Origin of the sequence: Actinosynnema sp. CS-041913 (assembly GCF_050942485.1) — a bacterium.
In the GTDB taxonomy this organism is placed as follows: domain Bacteria; phylum Actinomycetota; class Actinomycetes; order Mycobacteriales; family Pseudonocardiaceae; genus Actinosynnema.
The window spans coordinates 5,189,190-5,213,556 of sequence record NZ_CP192037.1 but is presented as its reverse complement, the minus strand read 5'-3'; the positions used below and the strand labels follow the sequence as shown (position 1 = coordinate 5,213,556).

Below are 24,367 nucleotides of genomic sequence, written 5' to 3'. Positions count from 1 at the left end.
AGCATGCGTCCTTTCATCCTTGCCTGCGCCCTGCTGTGCGCGGTCACCGCTGCTCCGGCCAACGCGAGCCCGAGCGGCGGCAGCGTCGAGCCCATGATCATCGGTGGCACGCTGGTGTCGTCGGCCCCGTGGGCCGCGGCGGTCTACCGCAACGGCTCGTTCACCTGTTCGGGCACGATCATCTCGCCGAACTGGGTGCTCACCGCGAAGCACTGCGTCGGCACGGGCCTGACGGTCCGGGTCGGCAACGTCCAGCGGGCCCAGGGCACGCCCAGCTCGGTGACGCGGTACGTCAACAACTCGGCCGACGTCTCCCTGCTCCAGCTCAGCACGCCCATCCAGACCAGCGAGTACTCCAAGCTGGCCGACACCAACCCCGCGAACGGCACCACCAACCAGATCTACGGGTGGGGGTACACCAGCCGCAACGGCCCGGTGTCGCCCCAGTTGAAGACCGCCAACGTGCGGATGACCTCGATCTGCCGCGACTACTACGGCGGTCAGGCGCTGTGCACCAGCCGGATCAACGGCAACGCGTGGTCCGGTGACTCGGGCGGCCCGCAGATGTACAACGGCCTGCAGGTCGGCGTCGCGTCGACCGCCGACGGCACGTCGACGCAGCAGTACTCCAGCGTGCCCGCCGTGCGGGCCTGGATCCGCTCCACCGCGGGGGTCTGACCGCACCGCGTCACCACGCGGGAGCCCGGGTGTCCGTGCCGCGGCACGGACACCCGGGCTCCTTCGGGTGTGGCGTCAGGACCGGTGTGGTGTGGCCGGGTCGGTGACCGTGCCGACGACGGTGAACTCGCTGCCGCCCGGCGGCAGCGACGTGAAGTGCAACCGGACCTGCTCGGCCGGCTCCGCCTCGGTGTCCGCCACCGTCGGGACGGTGATCTCCGTGCTCAGCTCACCCGGCGGGACGTACAGGAAGGTGCGCAGCCGGGTCGTGGACAACGGCCGGGACGGCAGCGGTTCGTCCGGGTTCGCCAGCCGCCGGAACCACTCGGCGTCGACATCGGTGGAGGACAGTTCCGGCGCGCCGGCCGGGGCGATCGGCGCGCCCAGCCGGAGGATGGCCTCGTCGGCCGCCGCGGAGAGGGTCACGCGCCAGGTCAGGACACCGCCCTCGGCGACCTCGGCGGCCGGGGTGACGGTGAGCGTCGGCTCCGGGTCGTCGTCGAGCACCCTGAGTCCACCCGCGTAGCGGCCGGCGACCGTGCCCTGGACGGCTTTCACCAGCAGCGCGCGCCGTGAGCCCGAACTCCAGCGGGTGTTGCCGGCGACCTCCATCGGGATCTCGATCCGGTGTTGGCCGGGCTGGAGGGTCACCAGCCGCTGGGTGTACGTGCGGCCGTTCTCGTCGTTGATGAACAGCCGCACCGAGCCGGCGCCGTCGCCGGACACGGCGACCGGGACCTGGACGGTCCGCGTGCCGGAGTCGCCTTCCTCGACCGTCAGCTCACCCACGTCGACCCGCGGCAGCGCGGCCGGTCGCGGGTCCGGCAGGCCGTGGCTCCAGCCGTGCGCGTCGATGAGCCACGCCTGCCCGGCCCCGGCGCGCGGGACGAGTTCCAGCGCGGCGACCTGGCGCAGGTCGACGCCGTGCGACGGCAGCGGGACGCGGACCTCCTGCGCCCAGCGGGCGGACAGCCGTTCGGTGGCGGGCAGCCCGTCGAGCGACACCGAACCGAGCTGCGCGCGGCGACCGGCCGTGTCGGTGACCGCCACGTCGAAGCGGTTCGCCACGGTGTTCGGCGGGACGATCAGCCGCAGCGCCAGGTCCCGTGCCCCGGCCAGCGAGACCGGCTGGCCGGGACGCACGACCGCCGACCGGCCCTCGGCGGACCACTCCAGCGCCACGGCGAACCTGCCGGGCTCCGGCCTGATCCCGCGGAACCAGGTGAAGTGCGGTGATCCCCACCGTCCGGACGGGTCGAAGACGCACGCGGAGTCCGGGTCCGCCGGGACCTGCGCGCACATCCGCGCGCTGCCACCGGCCGCGGTCGCGTCGTCGGGCACGACGAACGGCGTCCGCGCGCCGCCGACGGCATGGCTGAGCACCCGCGCCGGGTCGGCCGACGGCGCGCGGACGCCACTGCCGTCGAGCAGCGGCAGGACCCGCTGGTCACCCGCGATGAACAGGCGTGCCGCCGCCGCGATGTAGGTCGCGCCCGCCGTTTGCTGCTGCTCCGCCGTCAGCCGGGTGGGGGTTCCCGACGAGCACACCGCGTCGGGGGGCAGGGGGAAGAAGTCGTCGGACGCCGGGGCCGCCGCCTGGCCGGGGGTCCACTCGGTGTTGAAGTAGTTGTGGTTCGCGCCGACGAAGTAGAGCGCGCTGTGCAGCGCGGCTCCCCGGCCGAAGCCGCGGGTCGCGTCCAGGTAGAGCTGACCCTGGAGGTCGCTCACGTCACCGTCGCAGCCGGGCAGGATGGTCACCGACGGCACGTCCGGCGCGGGGTTGTGCCCGAAGATCGTCGGGCCGATCAGCAGGTCGCCCTTGATCGTCCAGCGCGCCGGGCCGTCGTGGCCGCTGCCCGGCGGTGGCGGGGTGATGCTGTCGGTGGCCGCCCGGTTGACGCCTTCGCCGCCGCGGGAGTGCCCGACCAGGAACACGTTCGCCAGGTCGGCGGCGGGTGCGGCGCGGACGATCTCCGGCGCCGAGCCGCGACCGGGGCCCGCCCAGTCCGCCCACTTCGCCAGGTGCGCGCGGACCAGCGCCGACCGCGCTCCCGCACCCGCCTCGACGTCCGCGGCGTCCTGCGCGTTGACGCCGTTGGCGGAGACGGACACGGTCACGTAGCCCTGCGAGGCGAGCAGTTGCTGCGCCTGGAGGTACCCGCGGTGGCTCGGCACCGGCTTGGCGTCCGCCGGGCACGGCCACGACAGCAGGATCCTGTTCGGGTCGTCCGGGTCGTAGCAGGTGAAGTGCCTGCCGTGCAGGAACAGCGCCAGCGGGCGCTTGCCGGGCAGGCCCTTCGGCGCCACGACCACGGCCTGCATCTCGATGGGCGCCGGGTATCCCGGCACGGTGATCGGGTCCAGCGCGTACTCCCCGGTGCGCGTCCGGAAGGGGCCGGGCTTGCCGGGGTCGACCGCGCCGGCGGCGAGCGGTGCCGGTGCGGGCGGCGGTGTCGTGCCCAACGGGCGCACCGGCTCCTCGGCGTCCAGCCGGCGGCCGGCGGCCCGGACCTGGAGCCCGTCGGCACTGCCGATCCTGGGCCGGTCCAGGGTGTAGGTGCGCTGGTCGGCGGACGGACGCGGCACCCCGAGCAGCCGGTCGCCGTCCCAGAACTCGATCGCGGCGTCGCCCGCCGGGATCGCCGTGGGCGCCGTCCACACCAACTGGGCTCCGGTGTAGGTCCACCCCGGTGGCGGCGGACCCGCCGCCGGCTCGGCCGCCGCCACCACCGGGGTGGCGAGGCCGGCCACGAGCAGCGCGGGCAGCAACAACTTGGTCAAACGCATGCGCAATCCCCCTCGAATTGGCCGATGCACGAATAGTTGTAGTGCCCTCGAATATTTCCGCACAAGGGCCTGAAAGGAGGCTTTTAGTTCTGATATAATGCGCCTCGTCAATTTGTTTTCCGGCGGTGTCCGCGACCGGAAACGGCCCTCGGCCGGTCGCTCCCCGGTAGCGGGGGCCGACCGGCCGAGGGCCGTGCGGGCTATCGGATCACGCGGGTGCGAGCCTGGCCCACACGCGGTGTTCGCCGAGCAGGGTCAGCACCTCCTGGACGACGTCGGCCGGCCCGTCGCCGGTGACCACGCCGGGGCCGGCGCCGACCACCGCGACGCCGGGGCCCCACGCGCCGATCGCCTTGGCGTGCCGGTAGGTCTCGGCGACGAGGAGGTCCACGCGCGGGTCGAGCGGCGACGCGCTCGCGCCGGACTTCTCGTCCCGCACCGGCAGTGCGTCCGGGGCGGGCGGGGGAGCCGCGGCCACCAGGAGGGCGTCGAACTCGACCGAGCGCGCGGTCAGGAACGTGCGCTGGGCCACCAGCCCGTGGGCGAGGTCGCCGCCGCGGCTCGCGATGATCAGCGGCACCACGCCGGCCGCCTGCAGCGCGGTCCGGGCCGTGCGGACCCCGTCGAGGCCGTCCGGGTCGTCGGCGTCCACGACGATCCCCACCACCCGGCCGTCGACCGGCCAGGTGTGCCCGAGCTGGGACAGCGCCGGGCTGGGCGGCACGTCGGGCAGGTCCTGGGCCTCGGGCGCGGGCAGCCCGAGGCCGGTGGCGACCTCGGCGCACAGCCGCGCGTCGACCCTGGCCAGCACGAGCAGCGCCCGCTCCTTGATCGCCTGCTCGTAGCACTTGCCGAGTTCGAACGTGAATGCGCGGATCACGTGCTCCTGCTCGATCGGGCTCAGGCTGCGGAAGAACAGGCGCGGCTGGGTGAAGTGGTCGTCGAACGACGCCGCCGCCCGCCGGACCTTCGTGGCCTCCACGATGCGCTGCGGCACCTCGACGTACGCCTTGTCCGCCGCTCCGGCGTGGAACGGGCACCCGCCGTCGAGCGAGTTCGGCTTGTACGGCGCGACACCGCCGTGCACCGCGTGCTGGTGGAACCCGTCGCGCAGCATGTCGTTGACCGGCACGTGCGGGCGGTTGATCGGGATCTGCGCGAAGTTCGGCCCGCCCAGGCGGGTTAGCTGCGTGTCCAGGTAGGAGAACAGCCGGGCGTGCAGCAGCGGGTCGTCGGTCACGTCGATGCCCGGCACGAGGTGGCCGGTGTGGAAGGCGACCTGCTCGGACTCGGCGAAGAAGTTCGTCGGGTTGCGGTTGAGGGTGAGCATCCCGATCGGCTGCACGGGCGCCAGTTCCTCCGGCACGATCTTGGTGGCGTCGAGCAGGTCGATGCCCTCGAACTGCTGCTCGGGCGTGTCCGGGAAGACCTGGATGCCCAGTTCCCACTGGGGGAACGCGCCGGACTCGATCGCGTCGTACAGGTCGCGGCGGTGGAAGTCGGGGTCGACGCCGCTGATGAGCTGCGCCTCTTCCCACAGCAGCGAGTGCACGCCCTGCTTCGGCTTCCAGTGGAACTTCACCAACGACGTCTCGCCCGCGTCGTTGACCAGCCGGAACGTGTGGACGCCGAAGCCCTCCATGGTCCGGTAGGACCGCGGCACGCCCCGGTCGGAGATGTGCCACAGCACGTGGTGGGTGGCCTCGGTGTGCAGCGACACGAAGTCCCAGAACGTGTCGTGCGCGCTCTGCGCCTGTGGGATCTCCCGGTCGGGGTGCGGCTTCACGGCGTGGATGATGTCCGGGAACTTGATGCCGTCCTGGATGAAGAACACCGGGATGTTGTTGCCCACCAGGTCGAACGTGCCCTCGGCGGTGTAGAACTTCGTGGCAAACCCGCGGGTGTCACGCACGGTGTCCGCCGAGCCGCGGGAGCCCACGACCGTGGAGAACCGCACGAACACCGGCGTGGTCTCGCCCTCGCGCAGGAACGCCGCCTTGCACACGTTCGCCGCGGAGCCGTAACCCACGAACACGCCGTGCGCGCCCGCGCCCCGCGCGTGCACCACCCGCTCGGGGATGCGCTCGTGGTCGAAGTGCATGATCTTCTCGCGCAGGTGGTGGTCCTGCAACAGCGTCGGACCGCGTTCACCCGCCTTGAGCGAGTGGTCGGTGTCGTACAGCCGCACGCCCTGCGCGGTGGTCAGGAACGCGCCCTGCTGGCTCTTCGACGTCTTCGGCGCACCGGTCGGCGCACCGGTGGGGGTCACGGTCTCCGGCGCGTCCTGGTCGCTCTTCGGCGGCAGGGGTTCGCGCGGCTCGGTCGGCTGCGCGAGGCTCGGCGGCTCGCTCCCGGGTGCTCCGGGGATGTCCGGCGTGACCAGGTCGGTCACCTTCTCGACTGCCTTCTCGAGAGCGTTCTTGACGATCTCGGCAGGATTCTTCGACTCCACTCGCCCTCCCTTGGTCGCCTGGCGGCTACCCCGGCGCGGAGGGGTCTACACGGGGTGCGGGGGCTCTATCGAGTGGACTCCGGACCACGATCCGTGACCGCTGTGGACGACCGTGAGGCGGCTACCTGTGCGAAGTCGCGTCGGTGCAACGGAAATGCCCCCGTGTCAGAAGGTGCGCCGGTACAACGCGCACCCGCGGCACACGGCGGGCGGCTCGTCGGTCAGCAGGGCCGCGCGGAACCGCTGGTACTCCTCGCCCTGCCAGATGGCGGTGAACGGCTGGTCGCCCAGCCTGCCGAGGGTGGCCCGGTCACTGCCCATCACCATGCAGCACGGCTGAACCTCGCCGAGATGGGTGACGTACGCCGAGTCCCACGGCCACGTGCAGCCGGGGCCGTCGGTGCGCACGGGCGGGCGTCGGTCCACCGTGGACGGTAGCCGGACGCGCAGCCCGCGGGCCTCGGCGGTGGCGGTGGCGGCGCCGAAGGCGCGGGTCAGCAGTTCCACGTCCTCGGCCAGGCCCTCCTCGGCCGCGTACGCGCGGATGTCGGCGTACCGGCCGGTCGGATCGGTGTCGTCGAAGGTGTGGCTCAGGTTCTGCACCCACAGCTCGTCCACCCCGAGGTCGGCGGCCAGTCCCACCAGGTCGGGAAGTTCGGCGATGTTGCGCCGCATCGCCACGAACACCAGCTTGACCACCGGCCGCGGACCTCCCGCCGCGGCGCGCTCGGCCAGCAGCACCCGCAGGTTCTCCACGACGAGGTCGAACTGGCCGGGCCGCGGCGCGAACGTGGTCGAGTGCCGCACGTCCTGGTAGGTCGCGGCGGTCGCGCCGTCCAGCGAGACGTGCACCCAGCCGGTGCCCGCGGCGATCAGGTCACGCGCCCATCCCCGGTCGAGCAGCACGCCGTTGGTGTTGAACCCGGCCTCGACCTTCCGGTCCGCGGCGTAGCGGAGCATGTCCAGCAGGTGCGGCGCGAGCAGCGGCTCGCCCAGGCCCTGCAACGTCAGCCTCGTCAACGCGGGCAGCGCGTCCACCAGGTCGCGGAACCGCTCGTAGGACAACGCACCTTCCCGCCGACCGACCGCGGGCGCGTAACGCACCAGGCACATCCGGCACCGCAGGTTGCAGGCACCGGTCACCTCCACCTGCAGCTCGCGCGGCGTCGGCGGCACCAGCGGGTAGTCCGGCCCGACCGCCGAACGGCTTCGACCAGTCAAGACCATCGTCTCCTCTCCGGCAGTCGCGGAGTCCGACCGCCAGGGCGTGGTCGCATGGTCCCCGACCGCCGCCGCTACCACGCCGTGCTCGCCACCCAGTTGACCCGGTCGGGTGGTCCGGAGCGCGTCACGGCGGCGACCCGAGGCCCGCCGGACGCCGCCGCGTCATGGTGCGGACGCGGCGGCGTGGCAGGCGGTCAGCGGAGCCGGTGGCGGGTGGACGCGGTGGCGCGGCGGCGGCTGAGGGCCCAGAACCCGGCGGCGGCGAGGATGAAGGGGAGCGCGGGGACGAGGGCCTGTCCGGCCGAACTCGCCGACCCCGTGCCAGGGCCGCCCGACCCGGTTCCCGGGTCCGCGACTGCCGGTGCGGGGTTGGCGACTGCCGGTGCGGGGTCGGCGGGTGCGATGTCGGCCGGTGCGGGGTCGGCGCCTGCCGGTGCCGGGTCGACGGCGGGGCGGTGGGTGTCGCAGGCTCCGCGGAACACCTGGCAGTAGGGCTGCCGGCCGCCCAGCGGGGTGGCGTCGAGGACGGCGTGCACGGAGGCACGGCTGAAGGTGCTCGCCGCGGCGTCGAGGATCGCCTCGTAGCCGCGGTCGTCGGGTGCGCCGGTGGTGCGGGTGCCGAGAGCGAAGGTGGTGTCGCCGTCGCCCATGGTGTGGGCGGGGCGGATGGCCCGCGCCAGGCCGTCGTGGGCCACTTGGGCGAGCTTTTCGGCTTGCGCGACCGTCAGGGTGGCGTTGGTGGCGACCACGCCGATGGTGGTGTTCTCGTCGACCGTGCGGTCGGTCTGGCCGGCACGTGGTGCCGGGTTGCCGTGGGTGGAGGTCTGACAGCCGCGTGGTGGGCGGCGGGTGTTGCCGTATTCGTTGCCGAGCTCCATGTACAGCGTGTGCAGCTCGCAGCCGTCGGCCTCGTTGTAGAGCTTCCCGGCGGAGTTGACCACCACCAGCGCGCCCACGACGACACCGCCGCCGAGTTGGATGCTGGCGGTGCCCACTCCGCCCTTCAGCCGCAGGCCCGGGGGTCCGCCGGTCCCGGTGCCGGTGCCCGCGCCGACGCTGCCCGTCTCGACGGGGCCGGAGCGGGCGGCTTTGGCCGCCTGGTAGCCGGCGTCGAAGCCGGGGGTCTGTTCGATCGGGTCGTCGGCGTCGGCGCCCTGGCCGAGGTCGAACACGATCGCGCCGGGCACCACCGGGACGGCCTTGCCCCCGAACTTGATGCCCAGGCCCTGCTCGCGGAGGAACTGCACGACGCCGGCGTAGGCCGACAGGCCCATCACGCTGCCGCCGGACAGGAACAGGCCGTGGACGTCGGGTTGGAGGGCGACCGGGTCGAGCAGGTCGGTGTTGATCGTGCCCGGGGCGCCTCCCCGTGCGTCCGCGCCGGCGGTCGCGCCCTTCGGGATGACGAGGGCGGTGGTGCCGGTGATGTTGTGCCGGTCGGTGTGGTGACCGACCAGGACGCCGGGCACGTCGGTGATGGCGTTGTCCGGACCGGTGCGGCCCGGTTCGTCGGCGGCGGCCGGCACGGCGACGCCGAACACGACGAGCAGTGCGAGGACGGTGGTCGAGGGCCATTTCCGCATGGCGTTCTCCGAAGTGGTGTCAGGGTTGGGACCAGACCTGCTCGCCGCCGACCCAGGTGGACCGGACGGGGATGGCGGCGATGCGGTGTGGGTCGACGGTCAGCGGGTCGTCGCCCAGCACGGTGAAGTCGGCCAGGTAGCCGGGAGCCAGCCGGCCCTTGTCGGCGGCTTCGCCGTGCGCCTCGGCCGCGCCGACCGTGTAGAGGCGCAGCGCTTCGCGGGGGGAGATCCGTTGGCCGCCGCCGAGCACGTCGCCGGCGGCGGTGGTCCGGGTGACGCAGCTCTGGATGCCGAGCAGCGGATCCGGTGGGGCGCAGGGGTAGTCGGAAGCACCGGCCACGGTGATGCCCGCGTCCAGCAGCCAGCGGTGCGGGAACATGCGGTCCAGCCGCTTCTCGCCGTACCAGTCGGGCAGTTTGTCGCCGTGGAAGGCGATGTAGCTGCCGAAGGGCGCGACGATGGCGTCGACGCCCTTGATGCGGCGCACGATGTCCTCGGTCACGACGGTGCAGTGTTCGATCCGGTGTCGCAGGTGAGGCCGTGGATCGGTGTCCCGTACCCGTTCGTAGGCGTCCAGCAGCAGGGAGATCGCCCGGTCCCCGTTGGCGTGCACGGCGATCCGGGTGTCCGCGGCGTGCACGGCGCGCACGAGGTCGGTCAGCTCGGCGGCGCCGACCACCTGCTGCCCGTGGTCGTGCGGGTGTCCTTCGTAGGGCTCGTCGAGCAGTGCGGTGCCGCCGCCGATCGCGCCGTCCACGAACGCTTTCACGCCGTCGAACCTCAGGCGGGAACCACCGAACCCGCTGCGCACACCGAGGCCGCGCATCGCGTCGAAGTGCGGGTAGGCCACCATGAGGTTGATCCGCACCGGCAACGGACCGTGCTGTTCGGCGTCCTGGTACACCCGGATGTCGCCCGGACCCACCAGCAGGTCGCCCGCCGAGGTGATCCCGACGGCGTTCAGCGACGTCAGCACGTGGCCCAGCGCGCGTCGGCGGTCGTCGGGACCGCTCTCGGGTATGACGGTCCGCCCGCCGCGGGCCATCGCGCCGACCGCGTAGTCGAACAGCGCCTGCTCGTACAGGATTCCGTTGAGGCGACCGGCGGCATCGCGGCCCAGCGAGCCTCCCGGCCGGTCGGTGGACTCGTCGGTGAGCCCGCCGGCGGCCAGCGCGGCGGAGTTCGCGACCGCCCAGTGGCAGGCGATGTGGATGACCAGCACGGGGTGGTCGGGACAGATCGCGTCCAGGTCGTGCCGGTCGATGACGCGCCCGCCGGTGGTCTTGGCGTGGTCGTACCGGGACGCGCGCACCCAGCCGCCGCCGGGCGTGCGTGCGGCCTGCGCGCGCAGCGCCTCGGTCATCGCCTGCGGCGAGGACACCTTGTCCGGGGACAGGTCGACGTGCAGTGCGTCCTCGGCGACCATCGAGGGGTGCATGTGGGCGTCGTTGAGACCGGGCACTATGACGCCGTCCCCGACGTCGGTGTGGAGAGCTTCCGGGAATCGCGCGGCCAGGTCGTCTTTGCCGCCCACGGCGATGATCCGTTCACCGAGGCACACCAGCGCCCGCGGCGCGCGTCCGGCGTCGGCCGCGGTCATGGTGACGATCCGGCGGGCAGAGATCAGCCGAAGCGGATGCACCTGCTCTGTCTCCTGCGCCATGTCAACCTCTCGTCGTGCTGTGCGGTACGGCCTTCGATCATGGGGCATACGCGGCCCTGGGCTCTTCGTCCGGTCCGGCGGTGTCGGTCCCGGCAGGTGTGGTCGACCGGCGGCGGCGGGCCCGGAGCGCCGCCTCGGTGGCGAGGGCGGCGACGATGTTGCACCCCAAGGCGATCAGGCCGGAGTTGACGCTTCCCCGGTAGTCCAGGACGAACGTCAGCCCGATCAGCACGAGTTCGCCGACGACGATGCCCGTGGTGACCGACACCGTGCGCGCCCGGGTGCGGCGGGCCAACGCGCAGGCCGTGGCGGGAGCCATCTGCGCCAACCCGCCGTAGGTCAGCAGCAGGAGGTTCGCCAGCGCGTCGGGCCGGCCGATCCCCAGGACCAGCGCGACACCCACCGCGGCCACCACGGTCACGTAGTTCACCAGCAGCCCGGATCTCCGGTCCCGGACGCGGAGCACGTTGCGGGTGACCAATGTGGACATACCGAGGACGATCCCGGCCGCCGGCACCATAGCCGTCGCCGCCACGGCCACCGCCACGACGCCGACCAGCCAGTCGGGGAGGGTCCGGGACACCAGGGTGAGCAGCACACCGTTGGCGTTGGTCGGCGAGGTGAGCACCGTGACGGCGATCAGCCCGAGGACGATGGGGATCGCCTGGGTGGCGCCGTACACGGGCATCCAGATGCTGTTGCGGCGCAGCGCCTTCTCGTTCTTCGCCGACAGCACGGCCGGCCACTGCTGGGGCATGGTCAGGAACAGGACGCTGATCAGGCTGGTCACCATCGCGGTGAAGAACCACACCGTGTTGTGCGTGCCTTCGGCCGGGACGACCAGCAGTGACGCGTGGCCGTCGAGCAGCCTCTCGCCGATCCCGCCGAGACCTCCGGAGAAGTGGGAGGGGACGACGACGAAGAGCACCACGAGGACGACGAGCATGAGCGCGTCCTTGAGGTAGGCCGTGCGGGCGACGCCGTTGATGCCGGCCCACAGCACGAACAACGTCACCAGGACCGCGGCGATGATCATCGCCGCGATGCCCGCGGATCTGCTGCCCGTCACCAGGTCGACCACCAGGCCCAGGCCGGTGAGCTGCAACTGCAAGTAGGGCAACAGGAACACGACACCCAGCGCGGCGGTGAGCCGGCCGAGCAGCGGGCTGCGGAACCGGTCGGCGAAGAAGTCCCCTTGCGTGATGTGCCCCCGGTCCCGCCCGGTCCGCCACACCTTCGGCGCGATGAAGTACAGCCCGATGTACGCCAGCGGCAGGTAGGGGAGGGCATAGGTGACCGCCACGCCGGCGGTGAACGCCAGCCCCGCGAGGCCGAGGAAGGTGAACGTCGTGTAGATCTCCCCGGCCTGCAGGACCCAGGTCGTGAGCGACCCGAAATTGCGCCCGCCGACGCTCCACTCCTCCAGGTCGGCGGCGGGCCTGCGCCGGCCGAGAACGCCGACCACGCCGATCGCGACGATCCCCACCAGGGATACCACCAGGACGACGGACATCAGCGTTCACCCGGGTCGGCAGGGGTGCGGCGACGGTGTTCGACGAACGCCAGCGCGGGCGTCACCGTGAGCACCCACGCGACCGACCACACGAGCATCGAAGGCAGCCCGAACCACAGGTGCGGGCCATTCACGAACGGTAGGGACACGGTTGCGAGCAGTGCCACCACGGGCACCGCGAGCAGGAACAGCGCAAGGCGCACGACGGCCTCCGGAAGATCGACCGACAGGCCCGACGGCCCGGCAGCCATTGCCAAACAGTGCGGACAGCATGAAACTCCCCGGGACGACGACAGCTTGATCCGCACCGAACCGTCAGGGACCGTGGGAAAATGAAGGATTCCGCCACACTGGACGAACTCGACCTGTTGCTGATCAACGCGTTGCAGGTCGCTCCACGCGCGCCGTGGGCGGTGATCGCCAAGGCGGTGGAAACCAGCCCGGTCACCGCCGCCCGCCGCTGGCTGCGGCTGCGTTCCGAGGGCTTGGCCTGGGTCACCGCGTACGGCGGGCCGTTCGTGTGCCGCGACCACTGCCTGGCGTTCATCGACGTGGACTGCGTCCCCGCCGCCGTACCCCGGACCGCCCGCCGATTGGCCGACCTGCCGTGCGTGGCGAGCGTCGAGCACGCCTCCGGCCGCCAAGACCTGCTGCTCACCGTGATGGTGTCCGGCCTGGACGGCCTCGCCCGGCTGCACACCGACGTCCTCGGGCGGCTGCCCGGAGTCACCGCCGTGCGCAGCCACATCGTCACCCGGTTCTTCACCGAGGGTGCGAGCTGGGAGATCGGCGCCATCGGCAGGAACCAGCGGGACGCGATCCGGAACGCCACCCCGCACGCGGACGGCGGGACGGTCCCGACTCCCGACGCCGACGACCGGAAGCTGCTCCTCGCACTGGGAGCCGACGGCCGGATGAGCTACCGGGATCTCGCCGACCGCACCGGGATGAGCGAGTCGACGGTCCGCCGGAGGCTGAGCAAGCTGTACCGCGGCAACACCATCCTGGCCCGTTGCGAAGTGGCGCAGAGCCTGTCGCCCTACCCGGTGTTCGTCACCTACCACGCCACCGTGGACTCGCACATCCAGGAGCGGATCGGGCGGGCGCTGGCGACGCTGCCCGAGATACGCATGTGCGCCGCCGTCACGTCACAGCACAACCTGGTCATCAACGGCTGGGTCCGGTCCATTCCGGACAGTCACCGGCTGGAGTCCTACATCTCGCAGCGCTTCCCCGAAGTGACCGTGACCGGCCGGTCGATCACCCTGGCCAACACCAAACGCATGGGCTGGATCCTCGACACCACCGGACGCGCCGTCCGGCACGTGCCGATAGACCTGTGGCGGCAGCACGGTCGCGCGGTGGTTCGGTGATGACCATTCGGTGAACGCCGCCGCCGGGCAGCGGTGCGCCCCAGCACCAGGTGTCCGACCCCGTGCCGATCCGCGAGAGCGTGTCGGCGTCGACGTGCCGTTGCCGCAGGACCGGATGGGGACGTCGGCGCCGCGGCGAACACGGCCGCGCGCCGTGGCCGACCGGCTTTCGGGTCGACGTCCCGGTCTCGGGTGGCTACACGCCCCGCAGCGGTGGATACGCCTCGGGCGCCTCGGGTGGTGGCGTGGTGTTGAGGGCTCTGGCTTCCTGGAGTTGGTCCTCCAGGGTGACGATGCGGCAGGCCGCGTCCAGGGCGGTGCCCTGGTCGACCAGTTCCCGCACACGGGCGGCCAAGCGGAGCTGGTAGCGGGAGTACCGGCGGTGTCCGCCTGCCGAGCGCTGCGGCTCGATGAACTCCGCCTCGTCCAAACTGCGCAGGAAGCCGGCGCTCGTGCCGAGCATCTCCGCTGCCCGGCCCATGGTGTAGGCGGGGTAGTGGTCGTCGTCGAACTTGTCCGCCGCGCTCTGCGGTTCGTTGTTCTCTGGGGTCATCGCGCCTCCGCATCACGAGGGGCCCCGGCGCTGTCGCGCCGGGGCCCCAGGGTGTTGGGTTTCACTTCCATCAACCGACCGTGAGATCGATTTCCTCTGTCCACAGGACCCGCACCAGAGGCGGGAACCGCGGGGATCGCTTGTGCGTAACCGAAGACCACCTTCCAATCCGATGGAACTGCGGTACCTGTCCGGCAGAGTTCAGCCGAAGACAGGCGATCCGATGGTGTGCAACCCTTCCCTTCTCCTCTGTGATCTGTCTTGCTCGTTCTCACGTGACCGTCGGCCCCGGACCTGTTGCACACGCCGGTTTCACCTCGCCGACAGTCCTTGGTCACCCGCCGGAACCCCTTCTACCGATCGGCCCCGGCACATCTGACCGTCCTGCACCTGCAACTACCTGTACTGCACTACCTGTACTGCGACTTGCCTGTGCTGCACTGCATCTTGCACTTGCAATGAACCGTAGTGCGTTGTGCTCATCCATCTGTACTGCGTCTTGCGACTGCTGTCTTGCGACTTGCTGGTGTATCCGACTGTCGGCTCCGGTGGTCGTGCTCACTGCGGTGGTGCGTCCGGTCCTGCCTGCCGACTGCCCTTGGTCGCCCTGCTGGAACCCCTTCCACTGACCGGCTCCAGCACGCCCGACCGTCTTGCCTTGTCCGCACGGGTAGTTCGTCATCTCCCGTGTTCATGTCTCTCTCGCAACAAGGAGAACACTACACACAGCGGAGGGCGGATGTCTACCTCCGCCACCACAGATTTACTCGTTCGAGTGACCGAGGCCTGCTCTGGGCACGGAAAGGGCTGGTCAGCAGGCCGCGAGCACGAGGCCAGATCGCGGCTCCCGCACGCCGCGCCGGGGACGCCGTCTCGCGGCGCGTGCTCAGGAAGCCGTGGCCGACACCTTCTCCGCTCCGATGCGCCGCATCCGCGCAGTCCCCCAGACGCCGAGCGGGGCCAGCGCCTGGTTGAGGGACACGCCGTCCTCGGTGAGCGAGTACTCCACTCTCGGCGGGACCTCCCGGTACACCTCGCGGTGCACGAGGCCGTCTCCCTCCATTTCCCGCAGGTGCTGGATGAGCATCTTCTCGCTCACCCCGGGCAGGCCGCGGCGGAGTTCGGCGAATCGGCGGACGCCGTGGTGGTGCAGTTCCCACAGGATCAGCACCTTCCACTTGCCGGAGACCACGTCCATCGCCGCGTCGATGCCGCAGAAGTAGGGACCTCGGCGCGCCTTCGTCGTCATGTCTCTCCTCGGCCATGCTTACCAAAAGGTGGGTATTGCACTGATTAGTCGGTACTGGCCGACCTTACCGGTGTGGGTGATGATCAAGGCACTCGATGGACTACGGAGGAAAAAATGAGTGCTGGCAACGGTGTCCGGGTGAGCGTCCTCGGTTTGGGCGCGATGGGCAGCGCCCTCGCGGCGGCCCTGGTGGAGGCTGGGCACACCACCGCGGTGTGGAACCGGTCGCCCGGCCGGGCCGGTGACCTCGTCGGCCTGGGCGCGACGGCCGTCGACACGGCGGCCGAGGCGGTCGCGGCCGGGGACGTGGTGATCGCGTGCCTGTTCGACGCGGCCTCGGTGCACGAGGTCCTCGACCCGGTGGTCGACCTGCTCGCCGGCCGGACCTTGGTCAACGTGACCACCACCTCGCCGGAGCAGTCCCGGGAGATCGCCGCCTGGGCGGCCGGCCACGGCGTGACCTACCTCGACGGCGGCATCATGGCCGTCCCGTCGATGATCGGCGGGCCGGGCTCGTCCATCCTCTACAGCGGGTCGGCGACCGCGTTCGAGCGGTGCCGGCCGCTGCTCGACCTGTGGGGCGAGAGCGTCTACTTCGGCGAGGACGCCGGCCTGGCGTCGCTGTACGACCTGGCCCTGCTCGCCGGCATGTACATCATGTTCGCCGGGTTCCTGCACGGCGCGGCGATGGTCGCGGGTGCCGGCGTGACGGCCGGCGAGTTCGCCCAGCGGTCCGCGGCCTGGCTGACCGCCATGACCGGCGGGTTCGCCGGGCTCGCCGCGGTCGTGGACGGTGGGGACTACACCGTCGAGGGGCAGCAGAGCCTGGAGTTCTCCGACCTGCGCAACATCATCGATGCCAGTGCCGCCCAGGGCATCAGCACCGAGGCGATCGACATGGTGCAGAACCTCATCCGGCGCCAGATCGATGCCGGCCACGGGAAGGAGGGCTTCGCCCGCATCTTCGAGAGCATCAAGCACCCGCGGTGAGCGATGGGCCCGGAGGGGACCGGGGGGACCGGGGGTGTGCGGGGGTGTGCGGGGGGACCGGGGGTGTGCGGGGGGTGTGCGGGGGACCGGGGGTGTGCGGTGGTAACCCGAACGGGTGGCTTAGCGCACACTTGTCCGGGAAACCACGCACGGTGGAACTCCTCGGCATCGATCCCGCGCGCGCCGCCGGCGGCATCGCCAAGGGGCTGGTCGGCCTCGCCCTCGCCCCGCTCGAACGCACGGGCCTCGCCGACGCCGTGCTGCGCCGCGACCGGCGGAACGTGTGGTCCTGCCCCGGACGGCTGCACATCGAGGCGCACGGGGTGCACGGGCCGCGGGGCAGGCAGGTCGCCGACCGGATCGAACGCGCGCTCGAAGGCCGGCCCGGTGTGGTCTGGGCACGGGTGAACGCGCCCTCGTCGCGGGTGATCATCGCCGTCGCCGACCCCGCGCCGCCGACCGCCGAGCTGGTCGGCGTCGTGCGCCGGGCCGAGGCCGAGCCCGCCACCGAGGACGAGCGCCTGGTCGAGGACGAGCTGCACCACCCGGCCGACGGCCTCAAGGGCACGCGGCTGATGTCCACCCTCGCCGCCGATGCCGCGGGGCTCGTGCTGGCCGCCATCACGAAGGTCGCGCCGTGGGCGCCGCTGCCCGGCGAGCTGGCCGCGCTCACCGCCGCGGTCGACCTGCACCCCCGGCTGCGCGAGCTGGCGGCCGGTCGGTTCCAGGGCCGGGAACGGGCCGACTCCGCCACGTCCGTGCTGGCCGCGCTGGTGCACGGGCTCGCGTCGCACAGCGACGGCACGCTGCTCGACATCGCCCAGCGCGTCCAGCAGTGGCGTGAGGTCAAGGCGCACGAACGGGCCTGGTGCGCCGCCGAGGCCGGGTTGATCGGCTCGCCGGAGGACGCCGCGGCCGACCCGATCGCGGTCGAACGGCCGCGGCCGTTCCCCGAAGGCCCGGTCGAGCGGTACGCCCGGCGCTCGCTGGCCGCCGGTGCGGTGGCCGGGCTCGCGGCGGCGCCGTTCACCGGACCCCGCCGGGCCGTGGCGCTCGGCGTCGCCAGCCTGCCGAAGGCGCCGTCGGTCTCGCGGGCGGCGTTCGCGGCGCAGTTGGGCCGGGTGCTGGCCCGGCGCGGGACGCTGGTGATGGAACGGTCCGTGCTGCGCCGGCTGGACGCGGTGGACCTGCTGGTGCTGGACGAGTCCGCGCTCGGCTCGGGCCGGTCGGTGCTCAGCGACCTCGTGCCGCTGCCGGACACCGACCCCACCGAGCCGGCCGAGCGGGCGTTCGCCCTGTTCGACCCGCGTGACGTGCGGGCCGTGCGGCGGGACGGGGACTGGGCGATCGGCCCGGTGGACCGGCTCGGGGTGCAGGGCAGCACGGGTGCCCGCGAGCAGCGCAAGCTGACCGGTCGCGGTGCGCCCACCGTGCTCGGGCTGGCCAGAGGCGACCGGTTGCAGGCCGTGCTGGCGGTCGACGTCGAGACCACACCGGGCGTGGACGCCGTCGTGGTGGCCGCGCGCGACGCGGGGGTGCGGGTGGTGGTGGCCGGCGACGGCGAGCGGTCCCGGTTCGCCGACGCCGTGGTGCCGGCCGGGAACGGCCTGGTGGCCGCGGTGCGCGGGTACCAGGCCGACGGGCACGTGGTGATGGTGGTGTCCGACGACCGGCGGGCGTTGGCTTCGGCGGACTGCGGTGTCGGGGTGCACCGGGACGGCGGCCTGCCGCCGTGGGGCGCGCACCTGATCGTCGGCGACGACGTGGCGGCGGTCGCGCTGCTGGTGGAGGCGGTGTCGGCCGCGCGGCGGGTGAACCGGGAAGGGATCATGCTCGCCCAGGCGGCCAGCGGCATCGGCGCGGTGAGCACGCTGAGCACGCGCGGCGGCCGGCCCGCCGAGGGCGCGTCGCGGGCGGTGAACGGCGCTTCGGCCATCGGGTTCGTGAACGGTGTCTGGCGGGCGCGCAAGCTGGGGCGCGGCGGGTCGGCGCCGGCCGGGCGGCCCGCCGCACAGCCGTGGCACCTGATGCCCGTCGACGCCGTGCTCGACCGGCTGGGGTCGGGCCGGGACGGCCTGGCCGGCGGTGAGGCGCGCCGCCGGCGGCGCGGCGAGCGGCGGCCGGCGGTGGGCACCAGCCTGGGCGCCGCCTTCCTGGCCGAGCTGGCGAACCCGCTGACGCCCGTGCTGGCCGGCGGGGCCGCGGTGTCGGCGGCGGTGGGCTCCCCGGTCGACGCCGCGCTGGTCGTGGGCATCGTCGGGGTGTCGGCGCTGATCGGGAGCGTCCAGCAGGTGTACACCGACCGCGCGCTGGCCGGTCTGCTCGCCCGGTCGGCGGTCCGCGCCACCGTGCTGCGGGACGGGACCGAGCACGAGGTGAACGCCGACGAGCTGGTGCCCGGCGACGTGGTGCGGCTGGCGGCCGGCGACGTGGTGCCGGCCGACTGCCGGCTGCTCACCGGCGACGGGCTGGAAGCCGACGAGTCCTCGGTCACCGGCGAGTCGCTGCCGGTGCCGAAGGACCCGGCCCCGGTGGTGGCCGCCGAGGTGGCCGACCGGTCGTCCATGCTCTACGAGGGCACCACCATCGCAGTCGGGGAGGCGTTGGCCGTGGTGGTCGCCACCGGGGACGCCACCGAGGTCGGCCGCGCCATGGCGGCGGCGCGGCGCAGCGCGCCCACCACGGGCGTGGAGACCCGGCTGGCCGAGCTGACCCGCCGGTCGCTGCCGGTCGCGCTGGGGTCGGCGGTCGCGGTGACCGGCGCGGGGCTGCTGCGCGGCGTGCCGCTGCGGGACAGCATGGGCGCGGCCGTGAACCTCGCCGTGGCGTCCGTGCCCGAGGGGCTGCCGTTCCTGGTCAACGCCGCCCAGCTCGCGGCGGCCCGGCGGCTGGCCGAACACGGCGCGCTGGTCCGCAACCCCCGCACGATCGAGGCGCTGGGCCGGGTCGACGTGCTGTGCTTCGACAAGACCGGCACCCTCACCGAGGGCAAGCTGACCGTCAGCCGGGTCGACGACGGCCGGCGCGGTGCGGCCCTCGGCTCGCTGGACGACCCGCTGCGCACGGTGCTCGCCGCCGCCGTCCGGGCCACGCCGGACGCCGCCGAGCCGAGCGACCTGGTGCACCAGACGGACCGGGCGGTGTTGGCCGGGGCGCGGCGGGTCCGCGTCCGCGCGACCACCGGGGCACGCGGCTGGACGCCGGTCGAGGCGCTGCCGTTCGAGCCGTCCCGCGGCTACCACGCCGCCCTCGGCCGGCTGGGGAAGCGGCTGGTGCTGAGCGTGAAAGGCGCGCCGGAAGTGGTCTTGCCGCGCTGCGACCTGGACGGGCGGACCCGCCGGCGGCTGGAGGACCGGGTGCGCAAGCTGGCCGGCCAGGGGCACCGCGTGCTCGCCGTCGCCGAGCGCGCCGGCTTCGAGGGCGACGCGGTGGCCGACGACGACGTGCGCGACCTCGCCCTGCTCGGGTTCGTCGCGCTGGCCGACCCGGTCCGGGACGGCGCGCCGCCTGCCGCGGCCAAGCTGCGCGCGGCGGGCGTGCGGATCGTGATGATCACCGGCGACCACCCGGCCACCGGGGAGGCGATCGCGGCCGAGGTCAACGGCGTCGGATCCGGCGAGGTCACGGTGGTCAGCGGCGCGCAGGTCGAGGAGCTGGACGACGCCGGGCTGGACGCCCTGCTGCCGACCGTGGACGTGATCGCCCGGTGCACCCCGGCGCAGAAGGTCCGGATCATCGAGGGCTATCAGCGGCTGGGCCGCGTGGTCGCGATGACCGGCGACGGCGCTAACGACGCGCCCGCGATCCGGCTGGCCGACGTCGGCATCGCGCTCGGCAGGCGCGGCACCCCGGCGGCCCGCGCCGCCGCCGACCTGGTGGTCACCGACGACCGGCTGGAGACGATCGTCTCCGCGCTGGTCGAGGGTCGCGCGATGTGGGCGTCGGTGCGCGCGGCGCTGGCCATCCTGCTGGGCGGCAACTTCGGCGAGATCGCGTTCAGCGTGCTCGGCGCGGCGGTCACCGGCCGGTCGCCACTGACCGCCCGGCAGCTCCTGCTGGTCAACCTGCTCACCGACCTGGCGCCCGCGATGGCCATCGCACTGAGCAGGCCGGACCGCGAATCCGTGTCCGACCTGCTGCGGGAGGGCCCCAGCACGTCCCTGGGCACCGCCCTGACCAGGGACATCACCGGGCGCGCGGTCACCACCACGCTGGGCGCGACCGCCGCGTGGACGGCGGCGCGGCTCACCGGCCGTTCCCGGCGGGCGGGCACCGTGGCGCTGGCCGCGCTGGTCGGCACCCAGCTCGGGCAGACCCTCGTCACCGGCGGCCTGGACCGGTCGGTGCTGGCCGCGAGCGTCGGCTCGGCGGCGGCGCTGGCGGCGGTCATCCAGACCCCCGGCGTCAGCCACTTCTTCGGCTGCACGCCGTTGGGCCCGGTCGGCTGGGGCATCGCGCTGACCAGCGCCACCGCCGCGAACCTGTTCGGCCTGGCGCTGTCCCCGTTGAAGCCGAAGGAAATCCCGCCGAAGGAATCCCGCTGACCACACGGCTACGCTGGAACCTCACGCCGACGTGAGGGGCAAGGCGCCGGACAGGAGGAACCGACTCGACCGGCTCATCACCGCCGCCGACGAGCAGGACCAGCAAGACCAGCAGGACGACCGGGACGCCGTCGCCGCCGGTCAGCTTGCCTAGGGCTGGTCCGGAACCAGCCCGAACTCGGTCAGCAGCTCGCCCACCTCGGTGTCGTCGAGCTTGCCGAGCAGCCACTTCCGGAGGATCGCGGGTCCGGGCAGGTGCAGCTCCTTCCCGTCCCGCAGCCTGCTGGTGGCCGACAGCAGCGCGCGGACGTCGTAGGTCGAGCCGAACACCTCCGGCACACCGCGGTCCACGTCGAGCAGGGTGTAGACGGCCTCCATCGGGGTCCGCACCGAGTACTCGGTGGTGAAGATGCAGTCGCGGCTGCTCTCCGCGAACTGGCCGATGAACGCGAAGTTCACCGAGCCCTCCGGCACGACGTCCGGCCGGTCGCCGGCGTGGCGGGGCATGAAGAACGACGTGATGTACGGCATCATCACCGGCACGCACTTGGCGCCGGTCGCGGCCATCTCCGGGATGTCCCCGACCGGCACGCCCAGGTGGTACAGCCACTCGCGGGTGATCTCCTCACCCGTGCAGTCCTGCATCGGCTTCGGCACGAAGTCGCCCGGCTCCTCCACGAACAGCGAGTAGAGCCACACCACGATCTCGTGCGGCTGCTGCTGCTTGAAGTGCGGCTGCCGGTTGACCGTCCAGCTCATCAGCCAGCTCGAGTCCTTGGCCGTGACGATGCCGCCGGTGACCACCCGGCCGCTGAACGGGTCGCGCTTGCAGATCTTCTGGATGTACTCGGGGATGCGCCGGTCGAGCGTGGTGACGGTCGCCGACTCCCACTTGGTCCGCGGGATGTGCGCGCCGAACACGTCCGGCCGCCCGAACGAGGGGTCCTTCGCCGCGATCCGCCGCCACAGGTCCCACGCCGGCGCGGGGCCCTCGTCGAGCCGGGCGGGCGTGTGGTGGTCGCCGCTGTCGGAGTTCTCCGTGAGCGACCCGATGGTCATGAACAGCAGGTCGTCCGGGCCGAGGTCCACGCCGCCGTCCGCACCGTCCTGGACCCAGTGGACACGGGTGGCCTGCTTGCGCTCCGGGGTGATGTCGAAGTCCACGTCGGTCACCTCGGTGCCGAAGCGGAACACCACGCCCTGGTCCAGCAGCCACTTGTACAGCGGCAGCACCAGCGACTCGTACTGGTTGTACTTGGTGAACTTCAGCGCCGAGAAGTCGGGCAGCCCGCCGATGTGGTGGATGAAGCGGTGCAGGTAGAGCTTCATCTCCAGCGCGCTGTGCCACTCCTCGAAGGCGAACATGGTCCGCCAGTACAGCCAGAAGTTGCTCCTGAGGAAGTCCTCGCCGAACACCTCGTCGATGCGCTTGCCCTCCACCTCCTCGCGGGTGGCGAGGAAGACCTTGATGATGTCCTTCTGCGCCTTGTCGCTGAGCGTGAACAGGCCGTCGGTGTGCGCGTCCTCCCCGCGGTTGACGGTGGCGCGCTGGAGCGAGCGGTTCGGGTCGTCCTTGTTGAGCCAGTAGAACTCGTCCAGCACGCTCGCGCCTTCGACCTCCAGTGACGGGACGGAGCGGAACAGGTCCCAGAGGCACTCGAAGTGGTTCTCCATCTCGCGTCCGCCGCGGATGACGAAGCCCTTCTTCGGCTCCTTGATCCCGTCGAGCGCGCCGCCGGGGAGGTTCAGCCGCTCCAGGACGGTGATCCGGTTGCCGGGGAGCTGCGCGTCGCGGACGAGGAACGCCGCGCCCGACAGCGAGGCGAGCCCCGCGCCGACGAACCACGCGGTCTTGTCGTCGACCCGCTCGGGCTTCCGCGGCCGGGCGAACGCTTCGTAGTTCCCGTTGCTGTAGTACATCGAGATGCCTTCCCGTGTGCCGTTCAGGAACGTACCTCGCACCCGGAAGGCCGCAACTCCACCGCGTCCGGGCCGGTCACGCCCGTTGCCTGCGCGTCACGATGCTCGACACGAACGGGTGATCCGGTGACCGTCGGGGGTCGGTGCCACGATTCGGACGAGCGCACCCCGTCCGGGTCACCCCTGCACGTGACCCGCCGCGTTCCGCGGCCTAGGCTCGGCTATTCCAACCCGGTCAGTTCTCGGAAGGCCCGACACCGTGTCCTCGTCCTTCGAGCCGCGCAGCGACATCGATCTCAGCGTGCCGTCGGCCGCCCGCGCCTACGACTACTTCCTCGACGGCGCGCACAACTTCGCCGTCGACCGCGCGTTCGCCCACCAGGTGCTCGACATCGCGCCCTCGGTGCCGGCCGTCGCCAAGCTCAACCGGTCGTTCCTGCGCCGGGTGGTCAAGTTCTGCCTCGACCAGGGCATCCGCCAGTTCCTCGACCTGGGCTCGGGCATCCCGACCGTCGGCAACGTGCACGAGATCGTCCAGCAGGTCGACCCGCGGGCCCGCGTGGTGTACGTGGACTACGAGCCGGTGGCCTACGCCCACGCCCGGCAACTGCTGGCGGACAACCCGTTCGCGACGATCGTGCAGGCCGACATCCGCGATCCGGAGACCGTCCTCGGCCACGCCGAGACCCGGCGGCTCATCGACTTCGCCGAGCCGGTCGCGCTGCTGATGGTCGGGGTGATGCTGTTCATCTCCGACGACGACCGGCCCGGTGAGCTGATCGCGGCCTACCGGCGGCGGCTGGTCCCCGGCAGCTTCCTCGCGATCTCGCACATCGCGAGCGAACTCGCCGCTCCGGAACTGCAGGCCGAGGTGGCGCGGCTGGTGGAGGCCTACGCCGCCGCCGACGAGCACGTGTACGTCCGGACCCACCAGGAGATCCTCGGGTGGTTCGACGACGGGACGACCCTGGTCGAACCCGGCCTGGTGTGCCTGCCGGACTGGCGCCCCGACGACCAGGTGGAGCAGGCGAACGTGGCGCGGCCACTCGGATATGGCGGCGTCGCCCGGGTGGACCGGACGGGCGGGTAGCAGCGGTGCCGTGAGCCGTCAGCGCGGGTGGTGGCCGACCGGGCCGACCTGGATGTCGGGGTGCCGGGCGTCGCATACGCGCACCGGGATCGAGACCTCGCCGGGAGACGGCGGGTCGGGGTGTTCGCGGTCGTAGGCGGTGCGGCGGCGCGGGTCGCGCAGCAGCGCGTAGGCGGCCAGGACCTCGGCCAGGCGTGCCGGGTCGGTGGGCTCACGCCGGGTGTCCGGGTGGAGGGCCAGGAGCAGCGCGCGGTAGCTCGCCGTGATCCGCGCGGGTGGGGCGTCGCGTGGGACACCGAGCGTGGTGTAGGGGTCCGGAGGCGCTGCGGGACGCTGCGTCATCGCCGGTGGTCACCTCCGTGGGATGTCGGCGGCGCGGCTCCGCCTCCCGGCCTTCCGCGCCTCGGCCCCGAGCGGTCCGTGCCGTTCCGGAGCGCAGGCCCGGGGCGGTCCGTGGCGCCGCGAAGCGCAGGCCCCGAGCGGTCTGTGCCGTTCCGGACCCCGGGCGGGCCCGTGCCGCCCCGGAGCGCAGGCCAGGGGCGGCACACGTCGCCGTTCAAGCGCTGGTCAACTGTTTGGCGTCGTCGCCGGCGCTGATCACCAGGCTCGCCGCACCCGGCGACGGCCCGCCGCCCGATGCCGCGAGCGCACCGGAGGCGCCACCGACCCCTTGATCCGCGACACCGCTGATGTTCGAGAACGACGATCCGGCCATGCCCGCGGTGGGCGGCATGGCCGATACCGGGCG

18 protein-coding genes are annotated in these 24,367 nt (G+C 72.5%); 6 read left to right on the top strand and 12 right to left on the bottom strand.

The window, feature by feature from the left end; translation table 11 throughout:
* Positions 1–3 precede the first annotated feature (3 nt).
* Positions 4–678 carry a S1 family peptidase gene (locus ACQPZF_RS23830; protein ID WP_433260325.1) on the top strand — a complete coding sequence of 225 codons (675 nt, stop codon included), beginning with the start codon at positions 4–6 and terminating at the stop codon, positions 676–678.
* A 75-nt stretch (positions 679–753) separates the two neighbouring features.
* Here ACQPZF_RS23830 and ACQPZF_RS23825 read toward each other — a convergent pair whose 3' ends face one another.
* The 7 genes from ACQPZF_RS23825 to ACQPZF_RS23795 all read right to left on the bottom strand — a co-directional run bounded on the left by ACQPZF_RS23825 (position 754) and on the right by ACQPZF_RS23795 (position 12,151).
* Entirely contained in the window at positions 754–3,465 is a 2,712-nt protein-coding gene (locus ACQPZF_RS23825) for an alpha/beta hydrolase family protein (protein ID WP_433260323.1), read from the bottom strand.
* A gap of 208 nt (positions 3,466–3,673) precedes the next feature.
* The gene (locus ACQPZF_RS23820; protein ID WP_433260321.1) at positions 3,674–5,917 is read right to left on the bottom strand and encodes a catalase; all 2,244 of its coding nucleotides are present in this window, start codon (positions 5,915–5,917) and stop codon (positions 3,674–3,676) included.
* A 165-nt stretch (positions 5,918–6,082) separates the two neighbouring features.
* Positions 6,083–7,138, bottom strand: a complete 1,056-nt coding sequence (locus ACQPZF_RS23815; RefSeq protein WP_433260319.1) for a radical SAM protein — start codon at positions 7,136–7,138, stop codon at positions 6,083–6,085.
* A gap of 197 nt (positions 7,139–7,335) precedes the next feature.
* Positions 7,336–8,724 carry a P1 family peptidase gene (locus ACQPZF_RS23810; RefSeq protein ID WP_433260317.1) on the bottom strand — a complete coding sequence of 463 codons (1,389 nt, stop codon included), beginning with the start codon at positions 8,722–8,724 and terminating at the stop codon, positions 7,336–7,338.
* 19 nt (positions 8,725–8,743) lie between these two features.
* Positions 8,744–10,387 (bottom strand): amidohydrolase, encoded by a 1,644-nt coding sequence (locus ACQPZF_RS23805; protein WP_433260315.1) that lies wholly within the window; start codon positions 10,385–10,387, stop codon positions 8,744–8,746.
* Between the two features lie 37 nt (positions 10,388–10,424).
* Positions 10,425–11,900, bottom strand: coding sequence for a sodium:solute symporter family protein (locus ACQPZF_RS23800; protein WP_433260313.1), 1,476 nt, complete (start codon positions 11,898–11,900; stop codon positions 10,425–10,427).
* Positions 11,900–12,151 (bottom strand): hypothetical protein, encoded by a 252-nt coding sequence (locus ACQPZF_RS23795; RefSeq protein ID WP_433260311.1) that lies wholly within the window; start codon positions 12,149–12,151, stop codon positions 11,900–11,902. The genes ACQPZF_RS23800 and ACQPZF_RS23795 overlap by 1 nt, the downstream gene beginning before the upstream one ends.
* Before the next feature lie 81 nt (positions 12,152–12,232).
* On the opposite strand from ACQPZF_RS23795, the gene ACQPZF_RS23790 reads away from it, so the two are divergent.
* Positions 12,233–13,273: an Lrp/AsnC family transcriptional regulator gene (locus tag ACQPZF_RS23790; protein WP_433260309.1), complete on the top strand. Its 1,041-nt coding sequence runs from the start codon at positions 12,233–12,235 to the stop codon at positions 13,271–13,273.
* A gap of 196 nt (positions 13,274–13,469) precedes the next feature.
* Here the strand turns inward: ACQPZF_RS23790 and ACQPZF_RS23785 are convergent, their stop codons facing one another.
* A complete protein-coding gene (locus tag ACQPZF_RS23785; protein ID WP_433260307.1) occupies positions 13,470–13,826 on the bottom strand; it encodes a MerR family transcriptional regulator in 357 nt (118 codons plus the stop codon).
* Positions 13,827–14,712: 886 nt separating this feature from the next.
* The gene (locus tag ACQPZF_RS23780) at positions 14,713–15,075 is read right to left on the bottom strand and encodes a winged helix-turn-helix transcriptional regulator (RefSeq protein WP_433260305.1); all 363 of its coding nucleotides are present in this window, start codon (positions 15,073–15,075) and stop codon (positions 14,713–14,715) included.
* 114 nt (positions 15,076–15,189) lie between these two features.
* Between ACQPZF_RS23780 and ACQPZF_RS23775 the strand changes: the two genes are divergently transcribed.
* The 3 genes from ACQPZF_RS23775 to ACQPZF_RS23765 all read left to right on the top strand — a co-directional run bounded on the left by ACQPZF_RS23775 (position 15,190) and on the right by ACQPZF_RS23765 (position 20,763).
* Complete coding sequence (locus ACQPZF_RS23775) at positions 15,190–16,065, top strand: NAD(P)-dependent oxidoreductase (protein WP_433260303.1); 876 nt, start codon at positions 15,190–15,192, stop codon at positions 16,063–16,065.
* A 152-nt stretch (positions 16,066–16,217) separates the two neighbouring features.
* Positions 16,218–20,609: an HAD-IC family P-type ATPase gene (locus ACQPZF_RS23770; protein WP_433260301.1), complete on the top strand. Its 4,392-nt coding sequence runs from the start codon at positions 16,218–16,220 to the stop codon at positions 20,607–20,609.
* Between the two features lie 31 nt (positions 20,610–20,640).
* Complete coding sequence (locus tag ACQPZF_RS23765) at positions 20,641–20,763, top strand: hypothetical protein (protein WP_433260299.1); 123 nt, start codon at positions 20,641–20,643, stop codon at positions 20,761–20,763.
* On the opposite strand, the gene ACQPZF_RS23760 is transcribed toward ACQPZF_RS23765, so the two are convergent.
* Positions 20,760–22,571: an oleate hydratase gene (locus ACQPZF_RS23760; protein ID WP_433260297.1), complete on the bottom strand. Its 1,812-nt coding sequence runs from the start codon at positions 22,569–22,571 to the stop codon at positions 20,760–20,762. The two genes, ACQPZF_RS23765 and ACQPZF_RS23760, sit on opposite strands and share 4 nt — an antisense overlap.
* 217 nt (positions 22,572–22,788) lie before the next feature.
* On the opposite strand from ACQPZF_RS23760, the gene ACQPZF_RS23755 reads away from it, so the two are divergent.
* Positions 22,789–23,619: an SAM-dependent methyltransferase gene (locus ACQPZF_RS23755; RefSeq protein WP_433260295.1), complete on the top strand. Its 831-nt coding sequence runs from the start codon at positions 22,789–22,791 to the stop codon at positions 23,617–23,619.
* 18 nt (positions 23,620–23,637) lie between these two features.
* On the opposite strand, the gene ACQPZF_RS23750 is transcribed toward ACQPZF_RS23755, so the two are convergent.
* Entirely contained in the window at positions 23,638–23,961 is a 324-nt protein-coding gene (locus ACQPZF_RS23750; protein WP_433260293.1) for a J domain-containing protein, read from the bottom strand.
* 214 nt (positions 23,962–24,175) lie between these two features.
* Positions 24,176–24,352: a hypothetical protein gene (locus ACQPZF_RS23745; RefSeq protein WP_433260291.1), complete on the bottom strand. Its 177-nt coding sequence runs from the start codon at positions 24,350–24,352 to the stop codon at positions 24,176–24,178.
* Positions 24,353–24,367 lie beyond the last annotated feature (15 nt).

Coding starts and splice junctions, on each gene's coding strand:
- ACQPZF_RS23830 (WP_433260325.1), top strand. CDS start 4: ATGCGTCCTTTCATCCTTGCCTGCGCCCTGCTGTGCGCGGTCACCGCT.
- ACQPZF_RS23825 (WP_433260323.1), bottom strand. CDS start 3,465: ATGCGTTTGACCAAGTTGTTGCTGCCCGCGCTGCTCGTGGCCGGCCTC.
- ACQPZF_RS23810 (WP_433260317.1), bottom strand. CDS start 8,724: ATGCGGAAATGGCCCTCGACCACCGTCCTCGCACTGCTCGTCGTGTTC.
- ACQPZF_RS23805 (WP_433260315.1), bottom strand. CDS start 10,387: ATGGCGCAGGAGACAGAGCAGGTGCATCCGCTTCGGCTGATCTCTGCC.
- ACQPZF_RS23800 (WP_433260313.1), bottom strand. CDS start 11,900: ATGTCCGTCGTCCTGGTGGTATCCCTGGTGGGGATCGTCGCGATCGGC.
- ACQPZF_RS23795 (WP_433260311.1), bottom strand. CDS start 12,151: ATGGCTGCCGGGCCGTCGGGCCTGTCGGTCGATCTTCCGGAGGCCGTC.
- ACQPZF_RS23790 (WP_433260309.1), top strand. CDS start 12,233: ATGAAGGATTCCGCCACACTGGACGAACTCGACCTGTTGCTGATCAAC.
- ACQPZF_RS23785 (WP_433260307.1), bottom strand. CDS start 13,826: ATGACCCCAGAGAACAACGAACCGCAGAGCGCGGCGGACAAGTTCGAC.
- ACQPZF_RS23780 (WP_433260305.1), bottom strand. CDS start 15,075: ATGACGACGAAGGCGCGCCGAGGTCCCTACTTCTGCGGCATCGACGCG.
- ACQPZF_RS23775 (WP_433260303.1), top strand. CDS start 15,190: ATGAGTGCTGGCAACGGTGTCCGGGTGAGCGTCCTCGGTTTGGGCGCG.
- ACQPZF_RS23750 (WP_433260293.1), bottom strand. CDS start 23,961: ATGACGCAGCGTCCCGCAGCGCCTCCGGACCCCTACACCACGCTCGGT.
- ACQPZF_RS23745 (WP_433260291.1), bottom strand. CDS start 24,352: ATGCCGCCCACCGCGGGCATGGCCGGATCGTCGTTCTCGAACATCAGC.